18 protein-coding genes are annotated in these 17,132 nt (G+C 68.2%); 9 read left to right on the forward strand and 9 right to left on the reverse strand.

Annotated features, from left to right (window positions below; all coding sequences use genetic code 11):
• Positions 1 to 63: 63 nt before the first annotated feature.
• Both purD and purH read right to left on the reverse strand, forming a co-directional pair.
• Positions 64 to 1,350, reverse strand: a complete 1,287-nt coding sequence (gene purD, locus N5J29_RS00070; protein ID WP_164151393.1) for a phosphoribosylamine--glycine ligase — start codon at positions 1,348 to 1,350, stop codon at positions 64 to 66.
• A gap of 61 nt (positions 1,351 to 1,411) precedes the next feature.
• A complete protein-coding gene (gene purH, locus N5J29_RS00075; protein ID WP_164151391.1) occupies positions 1,412 to 2,995 on the reverse strand; it encodes a bifunctional phosphoribosylaminoimidazolecarboxamide formyltransferase/IMP cyclohydrolase in 1,584 nt (527 codons plus the stop codon).
• A gap of 210 nt (positions 2,996 to 3,205) precedes the next feature.
• Between purH and N5J29_RS00080 the strand changes: the two genes are divergently transcribed.
• The 6 genes from N5J29_RS00080 to N5J29_RS00105 are packed head-to-tail and all read left to right on the forward strand — an operon-like array spanning position 3,206 to position 9,013.
• Positions 3,206 to 3,823, forward strand: coding sequence for a CDP-alcohol phosphatidyltransferase family protein (locus N5J29_RS00080; protein ID WP_065181553.1), 618 nt, complete (start codon positions 3,206 to 3,208; stop codon positions 3,821 to 3,823).
• Positions 3,824 to 3,847: 24 nt separating this feature from the next.
• Positions 3,848 to 5,611, forward strand: coding sequence for a bifunctional alpha/beta hydrolase/class I SAM-dependent methyltransferase (locus N5J29_RS00085; protein ID WP_164151390.1), 1,764 nt, complete (start codon positions 3,848 to 3,850; stop codon positions 5,609 to 5,611).
• Positions 5,608 to 6,945 carry a phosphatase PAP2/dual specificity phosphatase family protein gene (locus tag N5J29_RS00090; protein ID WP_164151425.1) on the forward strand — a complete coding sequence of 446 codons (1,338 nt, stop codon included), beginning with the start codon at positions 5,608 to 5,610 and terminating at the stop codon, positions 6,943 to 6,945. The genes N5J29_RS00085 and N5J29_RS00090 overlap by 4 nt, the downstream gene beginning before the upstream one ends.
• Entirely contained in the window at positions 6,942 to 7,379 is a 438-nt protein-coding gene (locus N5J29_RS00095; RefSeq protein WP_164151388.1) for a hypothetical protein, read from the forward strand. Before N5J29_RS00090 ends, N5J29_RS00095 begins: the two co-directional genes overlap by 4 nt.
• Before the next feature lie 12 nt (positions 7,380 to 7,391).
• A complete protein-coding gene (locus N5J29_RS00100) occupies positions 7,392 to 8,021 on the forward strand; it encodes a lysophospholipid acyltransferase family protein (RefSeq protein WP_053515671.1) in 630 nt (209 codons plus the stop codon).
• A complete protein-coding gene (locus tag N5J29_RS00105; protein ID WP_053515673.1) occupies positions 8,018 to 9,013 on the forward strand; it encodes a phosphatidate cytidylyltransferase in 996 nt (331 codons plus the stop codon). The genes N5J29_RS00100 and N5J29_RS00105 overlap by 4 nt, the downstream gene beginning before the upstream one ends.
• A 29-nt stretch (positions 9,014 to 9,042) precedes the next feature.
• Here N5J29_RS00105 and fis read toward each other — a convergent pair whose 3' ends face one another.
• From fis to prmA, 3 genes are all read right to left on the reverse strand, one after another.
• Entirely contained in the window at positions 9,043 to 9,318 is a 276-nt protein-coding gene (fis, locus tag N5J29_RS00110) for a DNA-binding transcriptional regulator Fis (RefSeq protein ID WP_005419706.1), read from the reverse strand.
• Between the two features lie 115 nt (positions 9,319 to 9,433).
• A complete protein-coding gene (locus tag N5J29_RS00115; protein ID WP_279924053.1) occupies positions 9,434 to 10,186 on the reverse strand; it encodes a DUF3426 domain-containing protein in 753 nt (250 codons plus the stop codon).
• Between the two features lie 42 nt (positions 10,187 to 10,228).
• Entirely contained in the window at positions 10,229 to 11,149 is a 921-nt protein-coding gene (gene prmA / locus N5J29_RS00120) for a 50S ribosomal protein L11 methyltransferase (protein ID WP_065174416.1), read from the reverse strand.
• A 150-nt stretch (positions 11,150 to 11,299) separates the two neighbouring features.
• Between prmA and N5J29_RS00125 the strand changes: the two genes are divergently transcribed.
• Both N5J29_RS00125 and N5J29_RS00130 read left to right on the forward strand, forming a co-directional pair.
• Entirely contained in the window at positions 11,300 to 12,274 is a 975-nt protein-coding gene (locus N5J29_RS00125; protein WP_164151384.1) for a hypothetical protein, read from the forward strand.
• Entirely contained in the window at positions 12,271 to 12,645 is a 375-nt protein-coding gene (locus tag N5J29_RS00130; protein ID WP_065174417.1) for a hypothetical protein, read from the forward strand. The genes N5J29_RS00125 and N5J29_RS00130 overlap by 4 nt, the downstream gene beginning before the upstream one ends.
• 132 nt (positions 12,646 to 12,777) lie before the next feature.
• Here N5J29_RS00130 and accC read toward each other — a convergent pair whose 3' ends face one another.
• The 4 genes from accC to N5J29_RS00150 all read right to left on the reverse strand — a co-directional run bounded on the left by accC (position 12,778) and on the right by N5J29_RS00150 (position 16,105).
• Positions 12,778 to 14,145 carry an acetyl-CoA carboxylase biotin carboxylase subunit gene (gene accC, locus N5J29_RS00135; protein WP_014648613.1) on the reverse strand — a complete coding sequence of 456 codons (1,368 nt, stop codon included), beginning with the start codon at positions 14,143 to 14,145 and terminating at the stop codon, positions 12,778 to 12,780.
• A 10-nt stretch (positions 14,146 to 14,155) separates the two neighbouring features.
• Positions 14,156 to 14,635 (reverse strand): acetyl-CoA carboxylase biotin carboxyl carrier protein, encoded by a 480-nt coding sequence (gene accB / locus N5J29_RS00140; RefSeq protein WP_053515682.1) that lies wholly within the window; start codon positions 14,633 to 14,635, stop codon positions 14,156 to 14,158.
• Between the two features lie 59 nt (positions 14,636 to 14,694).
• Positions 14,695 to 15,138 carry a type II 3-dehydroquinate dehydratase gene (gene aroQ, locus N5J29_RS00145; protein ID WP_065174418.1) on the reverse strand — a complete coding sequence of 148 codons (444 nt, stop codon included), beginning with the start codon at positions 15,136 to 15,138 and terminating at the stop codon, positions 14,695 to 14,697.
• A gap of 232 nt (positions 15,139 to 15,370) precedes the next feature.
• Positions 15,371 to 16,105, reverse strand: a complete 735-nt coding sequence (locus N5J29_RS00150) for a DOPA 4,5-dioxygenase family protein (RefSeq protein ID WP_164151383.1) — start codon at positions 16,103 to 16,105, stop codon at positions 15,371 to 15,373.
• 153 nt (positions 16,106 to 16,258) lie between these two features.
• On the opposite strand from N5J29_RS00150, the gene N5J29_RS00155 reads away from it, so the two are divergent.
• Positions 16,259 to 17,086, forward strand: a complete 828-nt coding sequence (locus N5J29_RS00155) for an isocitrate lyase/phosphoenolpyruvate mutase family protein (RefSeq protein WP_164151381.1) — start codon at positions 16,259 to 16,261, stop codon at positions 17,084 to 17,086.
• Positions 17,087 to 17,132 lie beyond the last annotated feature (46 nt).

The following is a 17,132-nucleotide window of genomic DNA, read 5'->3' on the forward strand; positions in this document are numbered from 1 at the left end:
CAACAGAAAACCCGGCATTGCCGGGTTTTTTGTTGGGTCTGCCAAGCAACAGGCCGCTGCCCTTTACGCGTGCTCACGCGCGATCGCGCGCCAGCCGATGTCGTTGCGGTGGAATTCGTTGGCCCAGCTGACCTTGGCCACACCGGCGTAGGCATTGGCCTGCGCATCACGCACGCTGTCACCCAGCGCCGCCACGCACAGCACGCGGCCGCCGGCACTGACCACCCTGCCCTGCGCGTCCAGTGCAGTACCCGCATGGAAGACCTTGGCGCTGGCCGGCACCTCATCCAGTCCGGAAATCACATCGCCGGTGACCGGCGATTCCGGGTAAGGTTTCGCGGCCAGCACCACACCCAGCGACGGGCGCGCATCCCACTGTGCCTGCACCTGGTCCAGGCGGCCATCAATGGCGGCTTCCACCAGCTCGACCAGATCCGACTGCAGGCGCAGCATCACCGGCTGGGTTTCCGGGTCACCGAAGCGCACGTTGAACTCGATCACCTTCGGTGCGCCGCTGGCATCGATCATCAGGCCTGCGTAAAGGAAGCCGGTGAACGGAATGCCGTCGGCGATCATGCCCTGCACGGTCGGGTTCACCACCTCGCGCATCACCCGCGCGTGCACCTCCGGCGTGACCACCGGGGCCGGTGAGTACGCGCCCATGCCGCCGGTGTTCGGCCCGGTATCACTGTCGCCGACTCGCTTGTGATCCTGCGAGGTGGCCATCGGCAGCGCATGCACGCCATCGACCATCGAAATGAAGCTGGCTTCCTCGCCGTCGAGGAATTCCTCGATCACCACGCGTGCGCCGGCGTCACCGAATGCGTTGCCGGAGAGCATGTCGCGCACCGCATCCTCGGCCTCGGCCAGGGTCATTGCAACGATCACCCCCTTGCCGGCGGCCAGGCCATCGGCCTTCACCACGATCGGCGCACCCTTCTCGCGGATGTAGGCCAGTGCCGCCTCCACGTCGGTGTGCACGGCGTAGAACGCGGTCGGGATGTTGTGCCGGGCCAGGAAGTCCTTGGCGTAGGCTTTGCTGCCTTCCAGCTGGGCAGCGGCGGCGGTTGGCCCGAAGATGCGCAGGCCGGCGGCACGGAACCGATCGACCACGCCTGCCACGAGCGGCACTTCCGGGCCGACCACGGTGAGTTCAACACCTTCGGCCTGGGCCAGGGCCAGCAGACCATCGATGTCGGTGACCTTCACCGCCACGTTGCGGCACTTGTCTTCGGTGGCGGTGCCGGCGTTGCCGGGTGCCACGAGTACCTCATCGACGCGGGAGGACTGGGCCAGCTTCCATGCCAGGGCGTGTTCGCGGCCGCCGGAGCCGATGACGAGGATCTTCATGGGACAGGGTTCTCGTAAGCAGAAAAGAAAAGCCGGGCAGGGCCCGGCTTGGTGATGCGGATCAGTGGCGGAAGTGGCGCACGCCGGTGAACACCATGGCCAGGCCATGCTCGTCGGCGGCGGCGATCACCTCGGCGTCGCGCATCGAGCCGCCCGGCTGGATGACCGCCTTGATGCCGGCGGCGGCGGCGGCATCGATGCCGTCGCGGAACGGGAAGAACGCATCGGAAGCCATCACCGAGCCTTCAACCACCAGGTTCGCGTCGGCCGCCTTGATGCCGGCGATGCGCGCCGAATACACGCGGCTCATCTGGCCGGCACCCACGCCGATGGTGCGGTTGTCCTTGGCGTACACAATCGCGTTGGACTTCACGAACTTGGCCACCTTCCAGGCGAACAGCAGGTCGGTGAACTGCTTGTCGGTCGGTGCCAGCCTGCTGACCACTTTCAGTTCGTCACGGGTCATGCCGCGGTTGTCCGAGGACTGCAGCAGCACGCCCGAGCCGACACGCTTGCTGTCGAAGTTGTTCAGGCCGTCGCCATGCGGAATGCGCAGCACGCGCACGTTGGCCTTCTTCTGCGCGTATTCCAGCGCCGCCGGCTCGTAGTCCGGTGCGATCAGCACTTCCACGAACTGACGGTCCAGGATGACCTGTGCGGTGGCGGCGTCCAGCGGCTTGTTGAAGGCGATGATGCCGCCGAAGGCACTGGTCGGGTCGGTGGCGTAGGCCAGCTCGTAGGCATCGCCGTTGCCGGCACCCACCGCCACGCCGCACGGGTTGGCGTGCTTGACGATGACACAGGCCGGCGCATCGAACTGGCGCACGCATTCCCAGGCGGCATCGGCATCGGCCAGGTTGTTGTAGCTCAGTTCCTTGCCCTGCAGCTGCTGGAAGGTGGCCAGGGTGCCCGGCACCGGGTACAGGTCGCGGTAGAACGCGCCGCTCTGGTGGGGGTTCTCGCCGTAGCGCAGGTCCATCACCTTGACGAAGGTGGAGTTCATCTGCGCCGGGTACTCGGCACGCACCGGCACGGCGGCGTCGGTGGCGGTGACCGCCGACAGGTAGTTGCTGATCGCCGCATCGTACTGGGCGACGCGGTTGAACGCGGCGACCGAGAAGGCGAAGCGGGTGGCCGCCGGCAGCTGGCCATCATGGGTGTCCAGGGCGCCCAGCAGCTCGGCGTACTGTGACGGGTCGGTGGCCACGGCCACGCGGGCGAAGTTCTTGGCCGCCGAGCGCAGCATGGCCGGGCCGCCAATGTCGATGTTCTCCACCGCGTCGGCCAGGGTGCAGTCGGCCTTGGCGGTGACCGATTCGAACGGGTACAGGTTCAGTACCAGCAGGTCGATGGCGCCGATGCCGTGTTCGGCCATCACGGCGTCATCCAGGCCCGAGCGGCCCAGCAGGCCGCCGTGCACCATCGGGTGCAGGGTCTTGACCCGCCCGTCCATCATTTCCGGGAAACCGGTGACCTCGGCGACGTCCTTCACCGCCAGGCCCGCATCACGGATCGCCTTGGCGGTGCCGCCGGTGGACAGCAGCTCGACGCCGCGGGCGGCCAGAGCGGTGGCCAGCTCGACCAGGCCGGTCTTGTCGGAAACGGAGAGGAGGGCCCGACGGACGGGCAACAGATCAGCAGTCATGGGACAGGGCAATCGGCAGCGGAGCGGGGCCGATATTGTAGGCGGTGGGGGCCGACGGCGGGCGGCGGCGGCAAAATTGACCGGCCCCAACGGCCCTGCGGCCGCCTTCGGTATGCCCTGGCCGGCGCCGCGCCGCGGACATTTCGACGGAGGTGCGCTCCCAATCGGGTAGGCTGTGCCGGAACTGCCAGGGAGCTGCGGGTTCGGATCGTGTCGATCTATGCATTGAAAGGACGTTTCCAGGACCTGCTGCGTCCGGCCGTAGGCGGCCTGCATCGCGCGGGGATCACCGCCAATGTGGTGACCGTGGCCGCTGCCGTGGTCTCGCTGCTGGTCGCCGTCGTGGTCTGGTGCTGTGCGCCACAGCAACCGCTGCTGTATCTGGCCCTGCCGCTGTGGATGCTGCTGCGCATGGCCCTCAATGCCGTGGACGGCATGCTGGCCCGCGAGTTCGGCCAGCAGTCGCGGCTGGGCGCCTATCTGAACGAGCTGTGCGATGTGGTGGCCGATGCGGCGCTGTACCTGAGTCTGCTCAGCGTGCCGGGCGTGCGCCCGGAAGCGTTGTGGTTGCTGGCCTGGGGTGCAGCACTGAGCGAGTACGCCGGTGTGCTGGGCCTGATGGTCGGTGCCAGCCGCCGCTACGACGGCCCGATGGGCAAGAGCGACCGTGCCTTCGTCATCGGCCTGCTGGGCCTGCTGCTGGCGTTCGGCTGGGCCGGTGCCCTGACGGTCGGCGGCGTGGCCGCAGCGATGGCGCTGCTGTGCGGGGTAACGGCGGTCAACCGCGTCCGGCGGGGACTGAAGGAAGCGGCCACAGCGCAGCGATAAGTCAACAGCCCACCAGGAGAAGGCATGCGTCAGGTGCAGGAACGGGAATTCCACAGCTTCGACCAAGTACCGCTGTTCTACCGGCACTGGCCGGTTGCGGCCGCAGGCACACCACCGGGGCGCACGGTCCGGGCCATCGTGCTGCTGCATCGTGGCCACGAGCATTCAGGGCGGGTCGCCCACCTGGTCGACGAGCTGGACCTGCCGGAGATCGCCTTCTTCGCCTGGGACGCGCGCGGCAACGGCCGCTCGCCGGGCGAGCGTGGCGACGCACCGGGCTTCCCTGCGCTGGTGCGCGACCTGGACAGCTTCATCGCCCACATCGGCAGCGAGCACGGCATCGCGGTCGAGGACATCGTCGTGGTCGCGCAGAGCGTGGGCGCGGTCATCGCTGCGACCTGGGTACACGACTATGCCCCCCGCCTGCGCGCGCTGGTGCTGGCGTCACCGGCATTCAAGGTGAAGCTGTATGTGCCGTTCGCACGTCCAGGCCTGGCCCTGATGCAGAAGCTGCGCGGCAATTTCTTCGTCAACAGCTACGTCAAGCCGCAGTGGCTGACGCATGATCCGGCACGGGTGGAGAGTTACCGCACCGATCCACTGATCACCCGGCCGATCTCGGTACGCGTGCTGCTGGGCCTGTATGAAGCCGCCGACCGCATCGTGGCCGACGCGCAGGCGATCAGCGTGCCGGTGCAACTGCTGGTGTCCGGCTCCGACTTCGTGGTGCACCGTGGTCCGCAGGACCGCTTCTATGAGCGCCTGTCCAGTCCGATCAAGGAGCGCGTGTACCTGCCGGGTTTCTTCCACGACACGCTGGGCGAGCGCGATCGTGCGCCGGCACTGGCGCGCATCCGCGACTTCATCCAGGCGCGTTTCGCCGAACCGCTGCGCACGCTGTCGCGGCGCGACGCGCATCGGCATGGGCCGACGTTCGAGGAGTCGGAGATCCTGGCCTGGCCTCCGGAACGCAACAGCCTGGCCGACCTGCGCTGGCGCGGGGTGCGTGCGGGCCTGCGCCTGGGCGGCACCCTGTCCGAAGGCATCGCGCTGGGCCTGCAGACCGGTTTCGACTCCGGCAGCACGCTGGACTACATCTACCGCGACGAAGCGCGCGGCAAGGGACCGCTGGGGCGGATGATCGACCGCAACTACCTCGATGCGATCGGCTGGCGTGGTATCCGCGTGCGTGGCCAGCACCTGCAGGAACTGCTGCGAGATGCCGCCACGCGCCTGCGCGGCCAGGATCTGCCGGTGCAGGTGCTGGACGTGGCCGCCGGCCATGGCCGCTATGTGCTGGAAGCCCTGGGCCAGGGCGAACAGCGCGCCGACCGCATCGTGCTGCGTGATTTCAGCCCGCTCAACGTGACCCAGGGCCAGGCCTTGATCGAACGGCTGGGAGCCGCCGACATCGCCCGCTTCGAGCAGGGCGACGCGTTCGATCCGGCGTTGCTGGCGACGGTGGAACCCACGCCGACGCTGGCAGTGGTCTCAGGCCTGTACGAGCTGTTCCCCGACAACGATGCCGTGCTGCGTTCGCTGCAGGGTATTGCCGCGGTGGTGCCGGAGGGGGGCTACCTGGCCTATACCGGCCAGCCCTGGCACCCGCAGCTGGAATTCATCGCCCGTGCACTCACCAGCCATCGCGGAGGCGCGGCCTGGGTCATGCGACGGCGCACCCAGCAGGAGATGGACGAGCTGGTGCGGCTGTCGGGCTTTGAGAAGGTGACCCAGCGCATTGACGCGTTCGGCATCTTCACCGTATCGCTGGCGCGTCGGGTCGCCTGATGGCCATCACCGCAACGCCGATCGTTGCCGATGCACCGCGTCCGTGGCGCCGCGCGCTGCTGTGGCTGGCGGTGCTGGGCCCGTTCTTCTTTGCCAGTTATGGCTTTGCCAACTGGATGGCCGGCCGCCACGACGTGGTTCCGGTTGTCGTGTTCGACTGGGAGACGCGCATTCCGTTCGTGCCCTGGACGATCGTGCCGTACTGGTCGATCGACCTGTTCTACGCGGTGTCGTTCTTCCTGTGCCGGCAGCGCCTGGAGCTGGACCGCCATGCGCTGCGGCTGCTCAGCGCACAGGTGATCGCAGTGGCCTGCTTTCTGCTGTGGCCGCTGCGCTTCAGCTTCGAGCGGCCGGAGACGGGCGGTGCCTATGGCTGGTTGTTCGAAGTGCTGCTGGGGTTCGACAAGCCTTTCAACCAGGCGCCGTCATTGCACATCGTGCTGCTGATCGTGCTGTGGGTGAAGTTCGCCCACTACCTGCAGGGCGCCTGGCGGCTGGTGCTGCATGCGTGGGCATTGCTGATCGGCATTTCGGTGCTGACCACGTTCCAGCATCACTTCATCGACATTCCCACCGGCCTGCTGGTGGGCTGGCTGTGCGTGTGGCTGTGGCCGGACCAGGGAACACCGCCGTTGCGTGCCTGGCAGTCCGCGGAGGATCCCGCGCGGTGGCGGCTGGCGCTGCTCTACCTTCTGGGTGCCGCCGTGCTGCTGGTGCCGGCGCTGGCGCTGCGAGGCACTGCGCTGTGGCTGCTGTGGCCGGCGATCTCGCTGCTGCTGGTGGCGCTGGCGTACGCCGGACTGGGCACGGCCATGTTCCAGAAGCGCGACGACGGGCGCCTGACCATGGCCGCGCGCTGGCTGCTCGCGCCTTACCTGGGCGCCGCCTGGATCAATTCGCGGCTATGGACATGGCGGGCACCGCAGCCCTCTGCGGTGGCCGATGGCGTGTGGTTGGGACGGATTCCACGGGCGGCCTTGGCGTCGCCACTGCACGGCGTGGTCGATACCTGCGCAGAGCTGTCGTGCCGGGCGCCAGGTGCAGCGTATGCCAGCGTGCCGATGCTGGACATGGTGGTGCCCTCGCCGGCGCAGCTGCGCGAGGCCGCTGCCGCCATCGAACGCCTGCGCATGCAGGGGCCAGTACTGGTGTGCTGTGCCCTGGGCTATTCGCGCAGTGCGGCCAGCGTAGCGACCTGGCTGCTGTGCAGCGGCCGGGCACGGGACGCAGCCGAGGCGGTGGCACGGATACGTGCCGCGCGGCCCTCCATCGTTCTGCATGACGACCACCTGCGCGCCATCCAGGCCGCCATCACCTCGGAGAGCCCCGCATGAGCCTCGCTGTCGACCTGCCGATGATGCGCCTGCTGCTGCGCCAGGGCCGGCTGCCCGCTGCGCTGTCGCTGGGACTGCTGCTGGTGGCGTTGCTGCTGCTGGGCATCGAGCCGGGACTGGCGATGTTCGCGGCCGGCCTGTTGCTGCTGAGCGTGGCGGCGGGGATGGTGCAGGCGTACTACGCGGTGCGCGTACATCTGGACGCCAGCCTCCTGCAGCTGCTGCTGCAGGAGAAGCTGCACGGTGAGGCGGCGGCCGAACGGGTGGACGCGGCCCTGCATGTCGCCGGTCTGCGCCGCCGTGACGCGCAGGCGCCCGTGCGTGGCTGGGATGCGCGCTGGGCGGGCATGCGGGGCCTGCTGCTGCGCCAGTACGCGGCGGCGCTGCTGCAGTTCGCCACGCTGCTGGTGGCCGTGCTGTGGCCGCAGACCTGAGGAGAGACATCGATGTTTGCTGAACTGATCGCCCGCGCCTGCAGTGGCGCCATCCATGTGCTCACCGGCGCGCGGGCGCTGTGGCTCGGCTGCGCGCCCTCCAGCGAGCGCCGTGTCTACTACGGCAACCACGCCAGCCACGGGGATTTCGTGCTGATCTGGTCGTCGATGCCGCCGGCACTGCGGCGGCAGGTGCGTCCGGTGGCAGCCGCCGAATACTGGCAGCGCGATGCCCTGCGTCGCTACCTGATCGATGCGGTGTTCAACGGCGTGCTGGTCGAGCGCGAAGCGGCGCGCCGCCAGCAGGATCCGCTGCAGGCGCTGCGTGACGCGGTGGATGCGGAGTGCTCACTGATCCTGTTCCCGGAAGGCACGCGCAACGTCGGCGATGAGCCGCTGCTGCCGTTCAAGAGTGGCATCTACCATCTTGCGCGGCAGCGTCCGGAACTGGAATTCGTCCCGGTGTGGATCGACAACCTGAAGCGGGTGATGCCCAAGGGACGGTTCCTGCCGTTGCCGTTGCTGTGCACGGCCACCTTCGGTACTCCGCTGCGGCTGCAGGCCGATGAGGACAAGACGGCGTTTCTCGAGCGCAGCCGCCAGGCGCTGCTGGATCTGGCGCCGGACGGAGGACGCGCATGAGCGGGTTGATCGCCGTATCGGGTGACCTCGCCGCGCGCAGCGTGGGCCAGCAGACCGGGCTGCTGTTCGCCGGGGTCGGCGCGGTGCTGGTGCTGGCGACGCTGGTGGCCGAGACCCTGCGCTGGCGGCAGCGTGGACGGCCCAGCGCGGTCATCGCCAACCTGGTCTCGCGCATCCGCGCCTGGTGGGTGATGGCGATCGTGGTCGGCCTGGCGCTGCTGTTCGGCCGGGCCGGGGTGATCGTGCTGTTCGCGATCATCTCGCTGTTTGCCCTGCGCGAGTTCATCACCCTGGCACCCACCCGGTCAGGTGACTACTACGCGCTGCTGGCGGCGTTCTACATCGTACTGCCCTGGCAGTACTACCTGGTGTGGATCGACTGGTATGGCATGTACACGCTGCTGATTCCGGTCTATGCGTTCCTGTTCCTGCCGATCCTGGCGACGATCGGCGGTGACACCACGCATTACCTGGAGCGCACGGCCAAGGTGCAGTGGGGGCTGATGATCTGCGTGTTCTGCATTTCGCACGTGCCCCTGCTGCTGAACCTGCGTGTGCCCGGGCATGAGCCCGCGCGCAACGTGCTGCTGCTGGCGTTCCTGGTGATCGTGGTGCAGTCCTCGGACGTGCTGCAGTACATCTGGGGCAAGCTGCTGGGCAGGCGCCTGATCGCGCCCAGGCTGTCGCCGTCGAAGACAGTGGAGGGCTTCATCGGTGGCGTGCTGAGTGCCAGCGTGGTGGGCGCTGCGCTGTGGTGGATCACGCCGTTCACGCCGCTGCAGGCGTTCGGCCTGTCGCTGTTGATCAACCTGATGGGGTTCTGGGGTGGCCTGGTGATGTCGGCGATCAAGCGCGACCGTGGCATCAAGGACTGGGGCCACATGATCGAGGGTCATGGCGGCATGCTCGACCGGCTGGATTCGGTGTGCTTCGCCGCACCGGTGTTCTTCCACGTGGTGCGGTATTACTGGAAGGCGGGCGGCGGCGGGTGACCCCGCTTCCACGACGTCGCCATCCGCGCTCAGGCGCTGATGCCGTATTCCTTCAGCTTCTTGCGCAGCGTGGCACGGTGGATGCCCAGCATCGCCGCGGCCCGGCTCTGGTTGCCTTCGCAGTGGTTGAGCACTTCCACGAACAGCGGAATCTCCATCTCGCGCAGCACGATCTCGTAGACGTCGTCTGCATCGCAGCCATCAAGGTCGCGCAGGTACCGGCGCACGGACTGGGCGACGTGTTCGCGCAGCGGTGGCCGGGGAGCGCCACGACTGTTGTCAGGACGAGAAAGGACAGCGTTCAAGGGGGTTCCCGATCTGGTTGGCCCGTGCACGCGGAGCGCGCGGCCGGATGAGGTGGTGGCGGTCAGTCTAGCGCGAGCGTGCCCGACCTGCCATGGCTGGTCGCCTTCGTCCCGATCACAGGAACTCGAAGGTGAATGCGACAGTGGACGCCGCAGGCTCCTGCACGCGGAACGCGATGTGTGCGCTCTGACCCGGTTCCAGCACGGCGGTACCCGGGTTCTCGCCGAGGTACTGCGTGGGGCTGAAAACGTCACTGCCGATGACCCGTCCGTCCGCATCGGACAGCGAAAGCCGCAGGTCGGGCCAGGCCTGTGGCCATCGCGCGTCATTGCGGATGCTGGCCTGGACCTGCAGTACGCCGGCCTGATCAGGCAGCGGGCGGATGTCGCGACTGGTCATGGTGAAGGCGGTGGGTTCGTGCCAGGCGGGCAGGCTGCAGCGCAGCACGCTGCACAGCGCCACCAGCCATGTGCGGTGGCCGGCATCGGCGGCCAGCCGCGCGCGGTCGGCGAGCACGCTCTGCAGGATCAGCAGCGCCGCCAGCCCCGTCACCAGCAGCCAGTGCCAGCGCGGCGCCGGGCGCGAGCGTGAAGGTGCACGGGCGAGGAAACCGGGTGCGTCATGGTTCGATGGTGATGCCACCGCCGCGGCATGCGGGGGCACATCATCGGTGTGCTGCGGAACGGGTTGCGCAGGGATCACCGCCGCTGCCGGCGCATGTTCGATCTCCGCCGCAGTGGGTTCGGGCGCCGGACCGGCCTGTGCAGGCGTATCGACGTGCGCCTCGACGGCAGGTGCCGTTCCGCCTTCCGGCGCGGGGCGCAGGAAGGTGGCCAGTGGACGTCGTGCGGGGGTCGGCTCGGACATGCTCACGGTGCGGGTTCGGGTCGAGCGCTCATTCAAACACGATCAGGCGCGGCGCACGCCGGTAATGCGCATCCAGTCGCCATCGCGGGTCGCCTGCAGGTCGTCGAACCAGGCACCGTAACGCTGCAGCAGTTCGTGTTCCTGTCCGTGCAGGATGCCCGACAGTGCGATGCGGCCACCGCTGGCCACGCGCGCGGCCAGCAGTTCGGCCAGGGCATCCAGTGCCGAGGCGAGGATGTTGGCGACCACGATGGGATAGGTTGCCACCGGCTCGTCCTGTGGCAGATAGACCTGCATGCGGCCCTGCTCGCCATTGCGCTCGGCATTGTCGGCGGTCGCGACCAGGGCCTGCGGATCATTGTCCACGCCGATCGCCTCGGCGGCGCCCAGCTTCAGCGCAGCGAGGGCGAGGATGCCCGAGCCGCACCCGAAATCGAGCACGCGCTGGCCCTGCAGCTGGCCGTCCACGGCCAGCTGGTCCAGCCAGCGCAGGCACAGCGCGGTGGTGGGATGAGTACCGGAGCCGAAGGCCAGGCCCGGGTCCAGCCGGACGACGGCCGCGTCGGCGGCCTGCGCCGCCTCCGGCAGCTCATGGTTCCACGGCACGATCCAGGTGCGGCTGCCGAAGTCCATCGGCTGGAACTGGTCCAGCCAGGCACGCTCCCAGTCCTCGTCCTCGACGGCGCGGAAGCTGCCACCGCTCCAGTCCAGTTCCGGGTCGAACGCTTCCAGCGCCGCCAGCAGCAACAGCGCGTTGCTGTCAGCCGGGAACAGCGCCGTCAGCACCAGGCTGTCCCACAGCGGCGTCTCGCCCACGCCCGGTTCCAGGATCGCCTGCTCGTTGCTGGTGTCGGCCTCGGCATCGAGCAGGGTCACGGCCAACGCCCCGACGTCCTCCAGCGCATTCTCATAGCGGGGCTGGGTGGCTTCGGTGCAACGCAGGGTCAGTTCCAGGAACGGCATGGGATCGGGGGCAATCGCGGGAAAGGGGGCCATGCTAGACCATCGGGGCGTCTCCGTATGCTCTGAGATGAACGCCCCCCGTTCAGACAGGCCTGCCGGGCCTTGCTAAACTGCGCGCTTTCCTGTGCGCCCCCGACGCTTCCGTTGCCGATGGCCCTCGCTCCGACACTGAAAACCTGGTTGCTCGTGCTGCCGGCGGTGGCCGTGCTGGGCGTGGCCGGGTATCGGGCCAGCGGGCACGTGGGCTCGGTATCGTCTCCGGTCGCGGCCTCCGGGCTGCCGACGGCCCAGCTGGCGGGCAACGAGGATGGGACGACGATGCCGGTCATGCCCGAGGCGCTGGCGCGGCGTCTGGCGGCCTTCGAGCGGGGCGGCGCACTGCCGTCCGGCCTGCCGCTGGACATCCGGGCCGACATCGAGGGCGCCACCGATCTGTTCGCCTATGCGCAGCGGTTGCGTGCGCAGGCCGACGGTGGCAACCACGAAGCGCGCTGGATGCTCAGCCGGGTGTATGACTACTGCGCGCAGTACGCGGTCGATCCCGGGGGGTATCGCCTGGACAACAACGTGCTGGCGGGGCTGGGCCTGAGTGCCGCACCGGCCATGGTCGATGCGCGCGAGCGCGTGGCCCAGCGCTGCGGCGGGTTCGTGCCTGGCGACAAACTGGGCGCGGCGCTGGTGCTGGCGGAGCGTCGCAAGGCGGCCGCGCAGGGCAATCTGGCGGCCGAAGCTGCGCTGTTCGCTGAAGGTGAGCCGCTGCATGACAGCGCGGACTACCGCCGTGGCCTGGTCGAGCGCGTGCGCCTGTCGCGCGATCCGGAGGCATTCATGGCCCTCGCTCCGGGAATGGGCGTGCGCGCCGCAGGTGACAGTGCACTGGACGGGCTGGTGGCCGGCGAGCAGCTCAGCGAAATGGCGTGGCGGCTTGCGGCCTGCGAACTCGGTCTACCGTGTGGGGCCGACAGCGTGCTGGTCAATAGTTTTTGTGCGAATGGAGGGATCTGTTCGCAGGATGAGACGCAGGATTTCCGGGATTTCGTGTATGACGCTGCGGTTTCGCGGCAAGGTGCTGGGAAGATGAACGAATGGATCAAGCGATTGATTGGAAGGGGGAGCAGGCCATGAACTACCGTCGATTCCTTCACGGGGCCAAGTTCTGGTTCTGGGTGGCACTGTTCGTGGCGTATTCGGCCGGCGCGGTGGGCCTGTTGATGATCGATACCTACGAGGATCGCTACCGGCATCTGTCGAAGGTGGAGCTGACCACGGTGAAGGCACAGGAAGACCTGCGCCGCGCCGGCGCCAGCCAGGTCGCTGCGGTCTATCGCGCGCAGAGCGGCGTGCCGTTCGCATCGCTGCCGGCGGGCAGCACCTTCCAGGTGGTCTGGCCCGATGGCTCGACCGAGACCATGGTGATCGTCGATCCGACCTCGCCCAATGGTGTGCGCCCGCTGCCGAACTCGCAGATTCCGGCAACCGCGGCCGACAGGCACTGACACCGATCCTGCAGCGCCGGGCCCTCACGCGCGGCTGCTTTTCCCGGTACGCCGGGCGCGGGGGAAGGCGCTGCAGAAAACAGAAAAGGGCGGGGATATCCCCGCCCTTTTCGTGTCCGGCACCTGTGCCGATCAGGTCAGCGCGATCGGCTTGTTCTTGCGCTCGGCCAGACGCTTTTCCAGGTAGTGGATGTTCTGGCCACCGGCCTGGAAGCCCTTGTCGCGCATGATCCGCTGCTGCAGGGCGATGTTGGTCTTGATACCGTCGACCACCATTTCGCTCAGCGCCACCCGCATGCGGGCGATCGCGGTTTCGCGGTCCGGGCCGTGCACGATCAGCTTGCCGATCATCGAGTCATAGTTCGATGGCACGCGGTAACCACTGTAGATGTGGGTGTCCACGCGCACGCCGGGGCCGCCCGGCGGATGGAAGCCGGTGATGGTGCCCGGGCTCGGCACGAAGGTTTCAGCATCTTCGGCGTTGATGCGGCACTCGATGGCATGGCCGGTGAGCACCACGTCGCTCTGCTTGATCGACAGCTTCTGGCCGGCGGCGATCTTCAGCTGCTCGGCCACCAGGTCGATGCCGGTGACCATTTCGGTGACCGGATGTTCCACCTGGATGCGGGTGTTCATTTCGATGAAGTAGAAGCGGCCGTCCTCGTACAGGAACTCAAACGTGCCGGCGCCGCGGTAGCCGATGCGGATGCAGGCCTCCACGCAGACCTTGCCGATCTGCTCGCGCTGCTCGGCGGTGATGCCCGGTGCCGGTGCTTCCTCGACCACCTTCTGGTGACGGCGCTGCATCGAGCAGTCGCGCTCGCCGAGGTGGATGGCATTGCCCTGGCCGTCGGCCAGCACCTGGATCTCCACGTGGCGCGGGTTCTCCAGGAACTTCTCCATGTAGACCTCGCCATTGCCGAACGCCGCCTTCGCTTCGCTCTTGGTGGTTTCGATCGAGGTCTTCAACGAGGCTTCGGCGTGCACCACGCGCATGCCGCGACCGCCGCCGCCGCCCGCTGCCTTGATGATGACCGGGTAGCCGATCTCACGGGCGATCTTGGTGTTGGCGACGATGTCCTCGCCCAGCGGGCCGCCCGAGCCGGGCACGCACGGCACACCGGCGGCCTTCATGGCGCGGATGGCTTCGACCTTGTCACCCATCATGCGGATGGTGTCGGCCTTGGGGCCGATGAAGATGAAGCCGGATTCCTCCACGCGCTCGGCGAAATCGGCGTTCTCCGACAGGAAGCCGTAGCCCGGATGGATGGCCTGGGCATCGGTGACTTCCGCCGCGGCGATCAGGGCGGGGATGTTGAGGTAGCTCTGCGGCGACGGCGCCGGGCCGATGCAGACCGACTCGTCGGCCATGGCCACATGCTTGAGGTTGCGGTCGACCGTGGAGTGCACGGCCACCGTGCGGATGCCCAGGGTGTGGCACGCGCGCAGGATGCGCAGCGCGATCTCCCCTCGGTTGGCGATGACGACTTTGTCGAGCATGGCGTGCCCCTCAGCCGATCACGAACAGCGGCTGGTCGAACTCCACCGGCTGGCCGTTCTCGCCGAGGATGGCGACGATGGTGCCGGACGCGTCGGCTTCGATCGGGTTGAACATCTTCATCGCTTCGATGATGGCCAGGGTTTCGCCTTCCTTGACCTGCTGGCCCACGGTGACGAAGGCCGGCTTGTCCGGAGCGGACGAGGCATAGAAGGTGCCGACCATCGGCGAACGCAGCACGTGGCCTTCCGGCAGCGCCGGGCCCGGCTTGGCGGTGCCGCCGGTGGAGGCTTCGGTCGGCGACTGCATCGGCATTGCCTGCGGCGCCGGCGCGGCAGGGGCGGCATACACCGGAGCGGCGACCGGGGCGGCATAGCCGGCGACCGGCGCGCGCGACAGGCGCACGGACTCTTCGCCTTCCTTGATTTCGATTTCGGCCAGGTTCGACTCTTCCAGCAGGTCGATCAGCTTCTTGATTTTGCGCAGATCCATGAGGGCCTCTTGGGTTTCTATCTAGGTGAGGAGAGCGCCGTGGGCGCCCGGGTCGACAATCAGGTGGCGGACAACCGCAGCAGCGCCGCGTCCATCGCGTAGCGGTAGCTGTCGGCGCCGAAGCCGCACACCACGCCGACCGCCTTGTCGCTGAAATAGCTGTGCTGGCGGAACGGTTCGCGGGCGTGCGGGTTGGACAGGTGGATTTCGATGAACGGCACGGCCACGGCCGCCAGCGCATCGCGCAGGGCGACCGAGGTGTGGGTGAATGCGGCCGGATTGATCAAGATGAACGCCGTGCCGTCGGTGCGGGCGGCCTGTACGCGGTCCACCAGCGCGTGTTCGGCGTTGGACTGCACACTCTCCAGCACGTGCCCGGCGGCGTCGGCCTGGCGGGCCAGCGCCTGGTCGATGTCGGCCAGGGTGGTGTGGCCGTAGACCTCCGGCTCGCGGGTACCGAGCAGGTTGAGGTTGGGGCCGTGCAGGACCAGCAGCTTCGCCATGGGATCCGATCGACTGGAAAGGGCGGCAGTCTGGCGGAAGCGGCCGATGCTGTCCAGTTCGGCGAAGTTTGCCGCGTTTCAATCGATTGTTTGAAATCGCTGAAAGCGCTTGTGCCCGTATGCCGGGCAGCGCTTCAAGGCGCGCTGAACGCGGCGGCGGCGGGTAATAGCGGCACGTACGCCGACGATGGCGGCCAGCCGCTCCTGTCCCGACCAGGCCGGGCGCGGCTGCTCAGGTTTCCAGCGGCCGCGTCGGCACGACGTTGGGGAACACCTGTTCCAGCGGCTCCTGCTCGCCCGGCCGGGGCGCGGGCCAGTCGTAGGCGTTCACCGGCTGCGCGCGGTTCACCCACAGCGCGTAATGCAGGTGGTCGGCGCGCCCATCGCCGGTGTTGGGGTGGATGAGGATCGTCAGGCCCAGGCTGTTGAGCTGCAGCCATGGCACCACGACCGGCAGGAGATCGTTGGTGAAGCCGAAATAGAAGGACGGGGTGACATGGGGGCCGCGTGGCTCCGGATTCCAGTTGCCCAGTTCCACCGGGAAGCGTTCCGCCACCCAGCGCCGGATCAGTGCGGCCTTGGCCGAGGTGTCCTCGTCGAAATAGATGTGGGCGTGGTAACTCTTGATGTCGGTGTAGGGGCGTGGGAGGGTCGGCAATGGCGATTCGCCCGGGCGTGTGCTGCGCGGTCGTGGGGTCGGTTCGCTGGCGGTGTCCTGTCCCCAGGGACTGCGGCCCTGCGCCGGCGGCGGGACGATCGCCTGGAATCCGGGACGCCCCGGTGCGGTCGTGTTCGCCACCTCTCGGGCCGGTGTTGCGGCGGCCGGACTCGTGGCGCCGGCCAGGCCACCTGCGGCCAGGCCGGCCGATGCGATCAGGCGGCGCCGGCTGGGTGAGAACGGCGCGGCCTGGTGTGCATCGGTGTCGTCGCCAGCAACGGCGTCAGGGGAATGCGGGGAGCGCGGCATGGTCGTTTCCGTGGACGGCGGACCGTCACCGTCGGACGGATGCGGGGGCCGCGTCCAATGATCCGGTGGCATCACCTGATGCTGCGCCGCAGGTGCGTTGAGTCCTGTGCGCGGCCCGGATAGGGTGGTCAGCTCACCGCACGGATACCCGCCATGAACAGCGCAGATGCCAGCACTGCCCGCAGACGTGCCACGTTCCGGCAGTTGCATGCGCAGGGCTGCTTCGTATTGCCCAATCCGTGGGACATCGGCAGCGCGCGCTACCTGCAGCGGCAGGGCTTCCTGGCATTGGCCACCACCAGCGCGGGATGTGCATGGAGCGAAGGTCGCCCCGATGGTGCGGTATCGCTGCAGGCGACGCTTGACCACCTGCGGCTGATGGTGGCCGCCACCGACCTGCCGGTGAACGCAGACTTCGGCGATGGCTTCGGCGCCACGCCACAGGACGTGGCTGAGGCCGTGACGGCGGCACTGGATACGGGCATCGCCGCTCTGTCGATTGAAGATGCCAGCGGTCTGGCCGACGCGCCGCTGCGCCCGCTGGAGGAGGCCGTGCAACGCCTGCGTGCGGCGCGTGCGGCCATCGATCGCGCCGCGGCCGATGTGCTGCTGGTGGGCCGGGCGGAAAACTTCTTCGTGGGCGTACCGGATCTGGAAGACACGCTGCAGCGCCTGCGTGCCTACGCGGCCGCAGGTGCCGATGTGTTGTACGCACCGGGCATCACCACGGCCGGACAGATCCAGGCGGTGGTGGCCGCGGCCGGCGGCAAGCCGGTGAACCTGCTGGTGGGCGGACCGACGTCACTGACGCTGCAGGACATCGCTGCGATGGGGGTACGCCGGGTCAGCCTGGGCGGGGCGTTGGCCCGTGCGGCGTGGGGGGGATTGATGCGGGCCACCGATCCCATCCAGCAGGAAGGCCGCTTTGATGGCCTGCAGGCGGCAGCATCGGGTGCGGCGCTGAACGCGCTGTTCCGCTGAGGCAGGGCCGCGGATGCACGGCAGGATCCCTTCGCTGCGCGAAGGG

The organism is Stenotrophomonas sp. GD03680 (assembly GCF_029844625.1).
In the GTDB taxonomy this organism is placed as follows: domain Bacteria; phylum Pseudomonadota; class Gammaproteobacteria; order Xanthomonadales; family Xanthomonadaceae; genus Stenotrophomonas; species Stenotrophomonas maltophilia_P.